Source organism: Demequina ureilytica, assembly GCF_048553575.1.
GTDB lineage: Bacteria > Actinomycetota > Actinomycetes > Actinomycetales > Demequinaceae > Demequina.
In genome coordinates this window covers 550,290-562,200 of the sequence record NZ_JBLZIE010000003.1, presented here as the reverse complement: position 1 = coordinate 562,200, position 11,911 = coordinate 550,290, and the positions used below count along the sequence as shown (strand labels likewise).

General features: G+C 66.1%; 9 protein-coding genes. 3 read left to right on the top strand and 6 right to left on the bottom strand.

From position 1 onward, the window contains the following. Positions 1-364: 364 nt before the first annotated feature. The 6 genes from ACNI3K_RS12060 to ACNI3K_RS12035 form a co-directional block, all read right to left on the bottom strand. Positions 365-1,684: an MFS transporter gene (locus ACNI3K_RS12060; RefSeq protein WP_419392141.1), complete on the bottom strand. Its 1,320-nt coding sequence runs from the start codon at positions 1,682-1,684 to the stop codon at positions 365-367. 72 nt (positions 1,685-1,756) lie between these two features. Next, positions 1,757-1,954 carry a hypothetical protein gene (locus ACNI3K_RS12055; protein ID WP_419392140.1) on the bottom strand — a complete coding sequence of 66 codons (198 nt, stop codon included), beginning with the start codon at positions 1,952-1,954 and terminating at the stop codon, positions 1,757-1,759. Between the two features lie 305 nt (positions 1,955-2,259). Then, positions 2,260-2,556: a YHS domain-containing protein gene (locus tag ACNI3K_RS12050; RefSeq protein WP_419392139.1), complete on the bottom strand. Its 297-nt coding sequence runs from the start codon at positions 2,554-2,556 to the stop codon at positions 2,260-2,262. Positions 2,557-2,582: 26 nt separating this feature from the next. After that, entirely contained in the window at positions 2,583-4,904 is a 2,322-nt protein-coding gene (locus ACNI3K_RS12045; RefSeq protein ID WP_419392138.1) for a heavy metal translocating P-type ATPase, read from the bottom strand. 29 nt (positions 4,905-4,933) lie between these two features. Then, complete coding sequence (locus ACNI3K_RS12040) at positions 4,934-5,959, bottom strand: DUF8832 domain-containing protein (RefSeq protein ID WP_419392137.1); 1,026 nt, start codon at positions 5,957-5,959, stop codon at positions 4,934-4,936. After that, positions 5,956-6,168 carry a heavy-metal-associated domain-containing protein gene (locus ACNI3K_RS12035; protein WP_419392136.1) on the bottom strand — a complete coding sequence of 71 codons (213 nt, stop codon included), beginning with the start codon at positions 6,166-6,168 and terminating at the stop codon, positions 5,956-5,958. Before ACNI3K_RS12035 ends, ACNI3K_RS12040 begins: the two co-directional genes overlap by 4 nt. Before the next feature lie 387 nt (positions 6,169-6,555). On the opposite strand from ACNI3K_RS12035, the gene ACNI3K_RS12030 reads away from it, so the two are divergent. From ACNI3K_RS12030 to ACNI3K_RS12020, 3 genes are all read left to right on the top strand, one after another. Beyond that, the gene (locus tag ACNI3K_RS12030) at positions 6,556-6,789 is read left to right on the top strand and encodes a heavy-metal-associated domain-containing protein (RefSeq protein WP_419392135.1); all 234 of its coding nucleotides are present in this window, start codon (positions 6,556-6,558) and stop codon (positions 6,787-6,789) included. 46 nt (positions 6,790-6,835) lie between these two features. Further along, complete coding sequence (locus tag ACNI3K_RS12025; protein WP_419392134.1) at positions 6,836-10,177, top strand: AfsR/SARP family transcriptional regulator; 3,342 nt, start codon at positions 6,836-6,838, stop codon at positions 10,175-10,177. Between the two features lie 418 nt (positions 10,178-10,595). Next, positions 10,596-11,852 (top strand): LCP family protein, encoded by a 1,257-nt coding sequence (locus ACNI3K_RS12020; RefSeq protein WP_419392133.1) that lies wholly within the window; start codon positions 10,596-10,598, stop codon positions 11,850-11,852. The last annotated feature ends 59 nt before the right edge of the window (positions 11,853-11,911 follow it).

The following is an 11,911-nucleotide window of genomic DNA, read 5'->3' as shown; positions in this document are numbered from 1 at the left end:
TAACGACACGACAACATGGTGGCTCCGTTTTCAAACGTCGCATTGGCCCCACATTCGAACGTCGTCGACACGTTGGCCGCCACCCCTCGATGAACCAACCGCTCGCGTTCGCGGGCAAGTTAACGAGCGTCCAGTTGGCGAGTAATCGAGCCGCCAACCATCGGCAAACCTGTCGTCCTAAGGTGCGGCTCAGCGGCAGTTCCTGGGCAACAATCCGATCTGCCCATGTACTCACCGATCTGCCGCCTTTGGTCGCCGAAGACACTAGGGGAGCTCTGCGGACTCGGACGGTATCCGACTGGCCGACGCGAAGAGAGACGCCTCGGACGCGCACGAGGTGCCTCTCGGGGGTAAGTGGATCCGGTCAAACCGGTCGTACGCAGGTGCATTGGCACGCTGCGAGCGTGCCCGCAGCGCTCTGCGTCCGGGTGCCGACCAAGGTCCTTCCGAATGACGCGCTGGCGAGGTCCTCGGTCTCATGTGGCTCAATGTCCGCCGCCCGCGGCCACAGCGCCAAGGCTGCCGCCATGCCGACAGTCGCGAGGGCCAAGAGTACGGACCAGGTCACGGTGAATCCTGCGTGTGTACCCAACCACCCGGCTACCGGGTAGGTGATCAGCCAGGCCACATGCGACAACGAGAACTGGGCGGCAAAAACTACGGGTAGCGCCGCTGAGTCTACGGATCGGCGAAGCACCCGGCCCGTGGGCATGACGACGAGCGCCATGCCGCCGCCGATCAGGGCCCAGACGACGCTGGTGGCCGCTGAGGACCTAACGTCTGTGGCGCTGAGCAGTACTGCCGAAGCAACGCCGACTACAAGCACCGCGGCTCCCGTGGCCATCACGATGCGATCGGCGGTTCGGTCGAGGACCCGTGGGAGTAGGAGCGCAACCAAGAGAGTTCCACCGCCGGACGCCGCAAGCATCCATGCCACGTCTTCCTGACTTCCGTTGAGGGTGTCGCGGACGTAGTTGACGGTATTGACGACCACGATCGCTCCGGCCGCGGCAACGACGAGGTTGAACGCCATAATGCCGCGCAGTCTGGGGATGGCCGCGAAGAGTTTGACCCCCGCCGCCACCCTGTTCCATGCCGTCGGGTGGACGCTGGGGCGTGCGTTGGGAACTTTCGTGGCGAGCACGAGGAGTGCGGAGACGACGAACCCCACCGAGGTTCCGACGAAGAGCCAGTTGAACGACATGAACGTCAGCGCAACCGCTGCGAGCACCGGGCTCAGCAGATTTTCCATGGTGTAGGCGACTTGGGATGCCGACAGCGTGCGGGTGTAGTCAGACTCATCGGGCACGATATCGGGGATGACCGCCTGAAAGGTGGGGGTGAAGGCAGCAGACGCCGCCTGGAGCACTCCGATGAGGACATAGATCTGCCAAACCTCGGTGATGAATGGCAGTGCAAGCACCACTGCTGCGCGAGCCGCGTCGAGTGCCGAGAGGAATATCCGTCGGGGTAGCCGGGCGGCGTAGGTGGCTGCTACCGGTGCGATGACGACGTACATCACCATCTTGATGGTCAGCGCTGTGGCGAGCACCGCTCCCGCACTGGGACCTGCGAGATCGTACGCGAGCAGCCCGAGCGCAACGGTGGCTAGCCCCGTGCCGAACAAGGCGACTAGCTGAGCGCTGAAGAGTTGGCGGTAGGCGGGAATCGCGAACACGCTCATGACCGCTTCCTCCTTGCCGACAAGGAGGTGTTGAGGCTGACCGTGGGCGTTGCGTACTTGTTGTGTCGGTCGCTAGTAGCGCACCAAGTGAGAGTTCTTGATGGATGTTTCGTCGGGCTCCGCCTCGACGCCAACGTCGCGGTTGGCCGCCGCCTCAATGGCGCAATGCTTGAGGTGGTGATTGGAGGGGCCGAGCGCCACCGACTCGCGGGCCTGACTGAACTCAATGTCCTGGGTGAGGGCGTCGGCGCACCAATGCTCTTCGCCCACGATGCGCTGGATGCTGCCGGCATGACCCTCAGTGCGCTCGAGCAGGGCGAGGTAGCAACTCGCTTTGATGACGTAGTCATGCTCGGTGTGGTGGGCAAAGTGGGTGCTGTCAGTCTCTGGGGGGTGCCCTGCTCCGGAGTCCCGGCGTTCGGTACGTGAGTCCTTTTAGTGTTTGACATGGTGGACGGTCTCCTGGAGCTCGGTCATCGAGTCTCGAGTGGTTTTAGGGGTAGCGAATCCCGTGCGGCCCGGTGGTCGCTGCGGACTGGGGGTGGATCTCGGACGGTCACCGGGCCGACATGGGGTCAGGCCGAGGCGTATTCGTCCGGGTCGGCGTCGAATCTGGGACCGCAGGCGGCGCAACAGAACCAGTAGCGTTGACCGTCGTGGTCACGGTAGAGCCCGTTGGCCTCGGCCTGGGATTTGTGGACCGGGGTGCCCGCCATCACCGGGCACTCGGCGACGTCGTTCTGCTCTTGCGCAGATACTGCGGCGGCAGCGCTTTCTCCACAGCATCTGCCCGCGGCGTCCGCCGGTACCAGTGGCTCGAGGGTCAGAGGCTGGGCCTCGGTGGTGCTGGTGTACTGGTGCTTCTCGCGCATGTGAAACCAATTCCCTTCGGGGTGGGTTAGACGCTGGCCGGCTGGGCGGCCTTCGCCTGGATAGGGGCCGGCGTGGCCGGCGTGTCGGTGGCTCGGCTCTTGAAGGAGCGAAGTCGCAGACTATTGCCGACGACGAAGACGCTGGAGAACGCCATCGCAGCGCCAGCGAGCATGGGGTTGAGTAGGCCGAGCGCGGCCAGCGGGATCGCTGCGACGTTGTATCCGAAAGCCCAGAACAGGTTGGTCTTAATCGTTCCAAGGGTCTTGCGGGAAAGACGGATCGCGTCCGCGGCGCTACGAAGGTCACCGCGCACCAGGGTGATGTCGGCAGCCTCGATGGCCACGTCTGTGCCGGTGCCCATGGCGAGGCCGAGGTCGGCCTTGGCCAGGGCGGCTGCGTCGTTGACACCGTCGCCAACCATGGCCACGACCTTGCCCTGTCCCTGGAGCCTGGCAATGACGTCGACCTTGTCCTGAGGCATGACTTCTGCGATCACGTCGTTGATGCCGACTTCCGCTGCGATCTGTTCGGCGACGGCGCGGTTGTCGCCCGTGAGCAGGATCGGAGTCAGGCCGAGGGACCGCAGCTGTGCGATCGCCTCGCGGCTCGTCGCCTTGACCCGATCGGCCACAACGAGGATGCCGCGTGCCTGACCGTCCCAGCCGACGGCGACGACGGTCTTGCCTTGTGCCTCGGCGTTCGCCTTCTCGCGTGCGAGCTCGACGTCGAGTCGCTGTGACCAGTCGGCCAACAGTGTCTCGCGTCCGACCAGGACCGCGTGCCCGTCCACCACACCCTGTACGCCCTTGCCCTCAACGTTGGCGAAGTCTTCAGGAATGGGCAGCTGCCCGACCTCTTGGACCGCGCCCTTGGCGATGGCCTGGGCAATGGGGTGCTCGGAGGCGTCCTCGAGCGCACCGGCCAGGCGGAGCAGCTCCTCCCGAGAGACGCCATCAGCAACGATCACGTCGACCAGAGTCATCTTGCCGGTGGTGACGGTGCCGGTCTTATCCAGCACGATCGTGTCGACCTTGCGGGTCGACTCCAGAACTTCGGGCCCCTTGATGAGCACCCCCATCTGAGCACCGCGTCCGGTACCGACCAGCAGCGCCGTAGGTGTTGCCAAGCCCAGTGCACACGGGCACGCGATGATGAGGACCGCAACCGCCGCCGTGAACGCTGCGCTCACCGGGAACCCTGCACCAAGCCATGCCGCCAGGGTCGCGACAGCGATCGCGATGACGATCGGGACGAAGACACCCGAAACTTGGTCGGCGAGACGTTGGATCTGCGCCTTGCCCGATTGGGCGTCCTCGACCAGCTTGGCCATGTGGGCGAGTTGGGTGTCGGCCCCGACCCTAGTCGCGCGCACGACGATCCGGCCGCCGGCGTTCACGGTTGCGCCGGTGACGGGGTCACCTGCGCCGACCTCCACCGGCAAGGACTCACCAGTGAGCATGGAGGCGTCGACCGCAGAGCTGCCGGAGACGATGACACCGTCGGTGGCAATTTTCTCGCCGGGCCGGACCACGAACTCGTCGCCCTCTGAGAGCTCCGAACTGGGAACGCGGACCTCGACGCCGTCACGCATGACGGCGACGTCCTTGGCACCGAGTTCGAGCAAGGCGCGGAGTGCCGCCCCAGCCTGTCGCTTCGACCGCTTTTCGAAGTAGCGACCCGCGAGCAGGAACATGGTGACACCGGCCGCGACCTCAAGGTAGATGTTCGCAGCGCCGTCGGTGGGCTGGACGGTCAACTCGAACGGATGGGTCATGCCGGGAGTGCCAGCCGTTCCGAGGAACAGTGCGTACATCGACCACAGAAGTGCCGAGATGGTGCCAAGCGAGACGAGGGTGTCCATGGTCGCTACGCCGTGGCGGAGGTTCGTCCACGCGGCCCTATGGAATGGCCACGCCGCCCAGAGGACCACTGGCGCTACGAGCGTGAGGGATGCCCACTGCCAGTAGTCGAATTGCAGCGCGGGAATCATCGACATGGCGATGACGGGCACGGCTAGCGCAACCGAGCCGAACAGGCGCTGCCGCAGGGCGACCAGCTCGGAGTCGGGCCTATCTTCTTCAGACTCGTCCCCAGCAGGCGCGCCGTCCTTGTTGCGGGGTAGGACGGCCGTATACCCGGCCTTGGCCACCTCGGCGATGAGGGCATCGGTGTCGACCCCCTCGGGGGCACGGACCTGCGCCTTCTCGGTCGCGTAGTTGACGGTAGCGGTGACGCCATCGAGCTTGTTGAGTTTCTTCTCGATGCGCATTGCACACGAGGCGCAGGTCATCCCGCCGATCTCGAGTTCGATACTGGGGCGCACGTTGGGGGTCGGGGATGCGGTCATGGGTTGCTCCTGCGGGTATCCGATGGGGGTCAGTGGTCGTGGCTGGCGTCGGGCTCGTTGTGCCGGTCGGCCTCGGTGCCGGACTGCGATTCGTTGTCCGCGTGCGTGGAGTCGGCGTGGCCAGGCTCAGTGTTGGCGGTGCCGGTGGTGTCGACGACGAGCGGGGCGCTGTGCACCTTGCCGTTGACCTGGAAGTCCAGGTACAGGAGGTAGCGTCCTGGCGTGGGCATTTCGGCGAGGAACCCGATCTCGGGCCCGGATTCCTCGTTCACCATCGGCTCGTCACCTTCGGGGTGGACGTGCAGGAAGGCCAGATCGCCTTCGCGTAGCGCTACAAGATGGCCGAACGCACCCAGGTAGGGCTCGAGGTTGACGACCGGCTTCCCGTCCTTCGACACAGCGAAGGTCAGCTTGGAACTGGAGCCGGCGACCGCATCGCCCGTCAGCTTCACGGTGTAACCGCCTACGGTCGCGTCCTTTGTCGGTGCGGATGTCACGGGGGTGAACTGACCGGCTACTTCAACGGTGTTGGTCAGCGTGATTGCGTCGGCCGCTCCGTTGGCATCGGAGGCGAAGTCGGTGTAGACGCGGTAAGTTCCCGCAGCCGCCCAATCCCAGGGCAGCGACCACGTGCCGTCGGTGTCCATCGTCGGGTGCACGTGGCGAAACTGTGTGCCGTCGCTGCGGACGACAATGAGGTGGAGCTCCTTCTCGTGCGAGATGGCAAAACGCGTCACGACATTGCCGTCCATGTCGAAGATTCGGAAAGACAGGGTCCCAGACTGGTCGACCGCGCCGGGAGCGGTGATCGGGGAGAGCAGGTAGCCGCCGTGTGCGCTGGTGACGCCGGGTACTGCAGCATTGGTGCCGGGCGATCCGCTCGCACTGTGCTCGCTGTGGCTTCCAGTGATGTTGTTCATGTCGTGTCCTTTGGCTTCATTGGTCCAGTTGTTGACGGTGCTCGAGGGGACTGCGGCGTCGGCGGCGACGAATGCTCCACCGAAGACGACGGCCAGTCCTGCGGCGTATGCCCCGAGGCGGGTTGCTGTGTTCACGACGCGCGCACCGCCTTGTAGCCCGCCTCGTCCACGGCGGTGATGACTGCGCCGTCGTCGACCTCGCCGGTAGAGGTCACGACCAACTGCCCGGTCTGGGCGCTGACTTGGATCTCCTGCACGCCGGGCACGGTGCTGACCTCTTCTCGAATCGACATTTCGCAGTGACCGCATGTCATGCCGGTGACCTGGTACTCGCTAGTTTTCATCCCTGGCTCCTGACTGGTAGTGGATCGGTGAGATACCCGCGTTGGGCATCTAGATTGCGCCGAGCGGGCTGGTCGGCCCGGCTGTGTCCCCAACCTTTCGTCGCTGTGGTTGCCAGTGCCTGTCCAGCCGCTGTCCGGGTGGAGATTCCCGCCGACTGCAGGTTCGTGACGGCTCACGGCTCACGGCTCACGGCTCGGGTGATCACCGACTGGCCAACGTCGAGCCGTGCTGGCACAACATCGAGTCCGGGTTGGATGTCGCGCTTAGTGGTGTGCAGGAGACCGGGGTCCTTGGTGGGTCGACTGCTGCCTCGCCCCTCGAGGACAGCCGTAGGACAGGACATGTGCGGATGCTTGGGAAGCAACCCAAGGCGAAGGAGAACGAAGATGCCGACAATAGGCCTGGTGGTCGGTGGCATGAACTGTCGACATTGCGTCCGAGAGGTCACCGCCCGGCTCCGCGACGTTTCGGGCGTGGAGACCGTGACGGCCGGCATCGCAAGCACCGAGGTCAAATTGACCGGGACAATGACCGTCGACGATGTCCTCGGTGCGCTGCGTGGGCTCCCAGTCGAGTTGATCGACGGCTCAGGCGACGCCAACCGCACACCACCACCTTGAGACGGCGAGCGCACAGCCGCGTTCGCGAGGCTCCCGACTCCGGGCGATGTCGGGCCGGCTACCTGCGCCTTCGCAGTCCGCTCCCCCTCCACGGTGGCGTGGTATCCCGTACAGTGACACCGCCATCGGTCAACGTCCTAGCCCAGTGCTAGGGCACCATGACCGGAGGGTTGACGAGGAGGGTGTCGTGGACGTGCGCTTCCGGCTTTTGGGCCCGATGGAGATCCTGGTCGACGGCCGTCCTGTAGTGATGCCCGGCGCTGCCGAGCGAGCCGTCTTAGTTCAGCTCCTGCTGTCACCAGGGCGGACGATTCCGGCAACCATGCTTGTGGATCGGCTCTGGTCGGAATCCTCACTCCCTGTGGACCCGATGAACGCTCTGCAGATTCGGGTCTCGAAGTTGCGGCGCAGCCTGAGAACACTCGGTGTGCCTGACGTGGTCACTCGCGAAGGGGTGGGCTACCGCGCGAACGTCGATTCCAAGGCGGTTGACGCTGTCGACTTCGTTGCCCGCGTACGTGAGGCCAGGTCCCGGTCCGAGGCGGGCTCGGAGAGATCAGACGCAACCTCCCTCAATGCTTATGACGAGGCCTTGGGCTTGTGGTACGGCGACGCACTCAGTGACTTCGCAGCGGAGCGGTGGGCGACAGTCGAGGCCGCACGTTTCTCTCAGCTCAAGCTAACAGCTCTCACGGAGCGCGCTCAGATCGCGCTTGCGCTCGGCCGCCAGGCAGAGGTCGTCGCGGACCTTGAGCCGCTGGTCGCGCACGATCCGACCCTCGAGTCGCTTGCCGGTCTGCTCATGGTGGCCCTTTACCGCAGTGGCCGACAGGCGGAGGCACTCGAGGCATATCGGCGCACCCGCGATGTTTTGGATGAGTCCCTTGGTCTGGAGCCCTCCCTCACATTGCGGTCGCTGCACGAGCGTGTGCTCCGGCAGGACGAAGCGCTCGGTTCACAACCCGATGTAGCCCCAGCACCAGTAGCGGTGTCGGGAGCGCGTCGGGCCGACGAAAGGGCACTTGCTCCTACAAATTTGCCGACGGTGTTACGTCCCCTGATCGGCCGTGATGCCCAGCTCGACTCCTTGGAAGACCTTGTCCACGGCACACGTCTGGTGTCGTTAATCGGTCCCGGCGGCGCGGGCAAGACGTCCCTGGCGCTTGCTGCCGTCGTGCGAACCTCCGGCGCTTTCCCGGACGGTGCCTTCGGTGTCCGTCTCGCTTCCGTGGACACCCCGGATCAGGTGCCACTGGCTGTGGCTGACGCACTGGGAGTGCCTCTCGATGGAGCGGCCGGGGACCGTGACGTGCGTGAGCGAGTAGTCGCCTACCTGGCGAGACGCCGAGTCCTACTGCTGATCGACAACTGCGAGCACGTCATTGACGCTGCTGCTGGGCTCATCGACCAGATCCTGGGTAGGTGTCCGGACGTGACAATTCTCGCAACGAGCCGCGAGGCGCTCGCGGTCCCGGACGAAGTGCAAGTGACCGTGGGCCCCTTGGAAACGCCACCGGACAGCACGCCCGTTGGTGACGTGCTGCTGTATCCGGCCGCACAGCTGTTTGTTGAGCGCGCTAAGTCGGTTCGGCCAGGGACGGTTTTCGGGGACGACGACCTGGCCGCGATCGGTCGTATCAGCCGAGCTCTGGACGGGATCCCCCTCGCGCTGGAGCTCGCCGGTGCTCGTGTCTCGAACATGTCACCCGTCGAAATCGCCAGTCGCCTGGACCAAAGGTTCGCGCTGCTCACGACCGGTACACGCACCGCCGAAGCGCGGCAGAGAACACTGCGCGCGACCGTCGACTGGAGCTACGCGTTGCTCACCGAGCGGGAGCAACGCGTGTTCAACCGGCTCGCCGTTTTTCATGGTGGCTGGAGCCTGACGGCGTCAGAGTCCGTTGTGACCGACGCTAGTCTCGCGGTAGGAGAAGTCTTGGACACCATCGGCCGTCTGGTCGAACGCTCCATGGTGGAGGTCGAGCACGGGGCATCAACTCGCTACCGGATGCTGGACACACTTCGCCACTACGCCGCTGAGCAACTGATCGCTGCAGGAGAGCACGAGGCCGTGACTCAACGCCACGCGGAGTACTTCCGTGATGTCGTCCACGACGCCGAGTCGCAACTGCGTGGGCACGCCCAGCGTGAGACATTGCAACAGCTCCGCCAAGAGCAAACCAACATCAGGGCGGCGCTCGCGTGGCTCGGTCGGCCAGGTGGCGATCTCAACTCGGCTCTCGAAACTGCCGGGGCCCTCGGGCTCTTCTGGCACCTCGGCCGCCACTTGGAGGGCCGCGAGGTCTTGTCGCGCCTGTTGGAGTCAGGCAACGGCAGCCCCGCGTCACGGGCGCGCGCCCTCCAGGCCGTCTCCTTGGTTGAGCGTCCCCGGGCGTGCCTCGTGCACCCCAGTCCGCGCTGCGCAGAAACCGCTGCAGAGAGTCTGGCGATCTTCGTTGTTTTGGGGGACCACTCGCGTGCCGCACTGTCGCGCGTACTCCTGGCCGTCGAGGGGGTCACGGGTGAGGAGAGTGACCGCTCCGAAAGCCTGCTGGCCGAAGCCGCGACTCAGTTCGCAACCGACGGCGACGCCTGGGGCGATGGCGTGGTCGGCTTCGTGCGCATGGAGACCGCCCTCAAAAATGGCGATGAGGCTGCGGCGGTCCGTATCGGGCGCGCAACGGCCGCGACGTTTCGACAGCTTGACGACCCGTGGGGCCTGTCGGCGATCCTCTACCACCTTGGCTGGGGGCTTCGGCAGTTCGGCCGTTACGACGAAGGCTCCCGGGTGCTCGAGGAGGCGATCGATGTCGCAACTGGGGCAGGCCTGTTCAATACCGTGCAATGGGCGCTGGCCGACCTGGGCATCGCCCAGCTCCACCTCGGCAACGCAGAGGCGGCCGCAGAGCTCTTCGACCGGGCGCGCGCCGCGTCTGACCACGTCGGTGACGGGGCCGGCGCACTCCTTGCCGGCTACGGCCACGGACTGCTCGCCCAAGTTGGACACCACTGGGACGCGGCCCGCGCCCGTTTCCTTGAGTCGAACGCCGGATTCGCCGCGCTCGGCACCCCGGTGTCCGAGGGATTGGCGCTCGCCGGCCTGGCCAGGTGCGACGAAGTCGCCGGTGACGTTGTCGCGGCTCGTCGGCGATACGACGAGCTGCTCGAACTCAGCCGCCGTATCGGGGAGCCGGGGCTCACAAGCACCGCGCTGGAGGGCCTCTGTCGATTGGCTGTCGAGTGCGGAGACAGTGAACTCGCTTCTACCCTCATCGCCGAGGCGACCCAGCTGCGCGCGACCTCGTCCCGGCCGCTGCCTCCGCACGAGCGGCGTGACCTTGAGGCGGTCACCGTCGACCTCGCGCCAGACCTCGTCTCGAGCGACTGACCTCTTTGGAGAAGCTAGTGGAAGCGTCAGCGGCGGCTCGACGCGCGATCGTCGCGATGGCGAGGGCAGATTCAAAGGACTCGGCACCCGCCGACCTGCGATCGTTGCAGCGCCCGGTTCGACGCTCGCGAGTGATCGGTGAGCCGTGTCCTCTTGCGCGCGGTGGGGTACCGACTAGCGCCGGTAGCGCTGTGGGCGGTCAGCGCTTCGCAGAAACTTCGCAACGCGACCAGCGCTCGACGTATCGGCATGGCGCTTATGGCGATAATTAGGAGGACGCATGCAACTTTGGTAGCGCTCGGTGTCGCTAGGCAACGACGCACGGCTATTACCCGGCGTATCGGCCAGCTCATCCGCACCGCAACGTTTCGAGCGCGGCATCGCCGCGCCCCGACCGCTCAGGCGATACCCTCACCGGGTGAGACCTGAAGACGGCGCCGGTGGGCGCAACGGAGCATCCGACCCGCGAGACAAGCGGCGTCCCATGCCGCCGTCCATTCAGCCCGGCGGCGCCAAGCCGCGCGCGCAGCAGCAGCGACCGGAGACAGGCCACACCCCTCAGCGCCGCAGCACGCGTCCCGCCGGTGCTCCCGCGCCGCAATCGGGACGGCAGCCGCAGTCGCCGTCCGGCCAGCAGGCCCAGTCCGGCCGCCCGCCCCAACCACGCAGTGCGCCGCGTCCGGCGCAGGCCCACACCCCCGCATCGGCCCCCGTGGAGCAGCCTCGCCGCGCGCCAGTGCGGCGCAAGCGCCACCGTCTCCGCAACACGCTCGTGTTCCTGCTGGTGCTGCTCTTGGTGGCCGCGATCGGCCTGTACTTCTGGGTGGACTCCCAGATCCAGAGCGTGGACGCGCTCAGCGGAGCCGCGGACACCCCTGGCAGCACCTACCTGATCGTCGGCTCCGACTCGCGCGAAGGTTGGGATGGCGGCAACGACACCCCCGGCCAGCGCACCGACACGATCATGGTGCTCCACAAGCCCGAGAGCGGGCCGACGGCGCTCATCAGCATCCCTCGCGACTCGTACGTCGAGATTCCGGGCAACGGCAGCAACAAGATCAACGCGTCCTTCGCCTTCGGTGGGGCGCCCTTGCTCGTCGAGACCGTCGAAGGCCTGTCGGGCCTCACGGTCGACCACTACCTCGAGGTGGGCTTCGGTGGCGTCGAGGGCCTCGTCGACGCCGTGGGTGGCGTGGAGCTCTGCTACGACGAGGATGTCTCCGACCGGCGCAGCAGGCTGGAGTGGGAGGCCGGCTGCCACGTCGCCGATGGCCAGACCGCCCTCGCCTTCGCCCGTATGCGCTACAGCGACCCGCTGGGGGACATCGGCCGTGTCCAGCGCCAGCAGCAGGTCGTGGGGGCCGTGGTCGACAACGTCCTCAGCCCGTCCACCGTGTTGAACCCCTTCACCGCGATGCCGGTCGCCAGCGCCGGGCTCGACGCCTTCCGCGTCTCTGAGGGAACCAGCCCCTTCGACCTGGCGGGATTCGCGCTGGCCTTCAACTCGTCGCGCGGGGGAGAGGCAGTGACGGGCACGCCCCCCATCGCGAGCATGGGTCACGACGTCGCCGGCGTGGGCTCGACCGTGCTGCTCGACCCGGACACCATCGACCAGTTCTGGGATGACATTGCCGCAGGTGCCTTCGAACCAGGGACCGAGGTCGGCGGGGTCTAGCGGCTCAGGCCGCGTGCTTGCGGCCGATGCGCGGGCTGAGCCTGTGCGCCTGCTTCAGT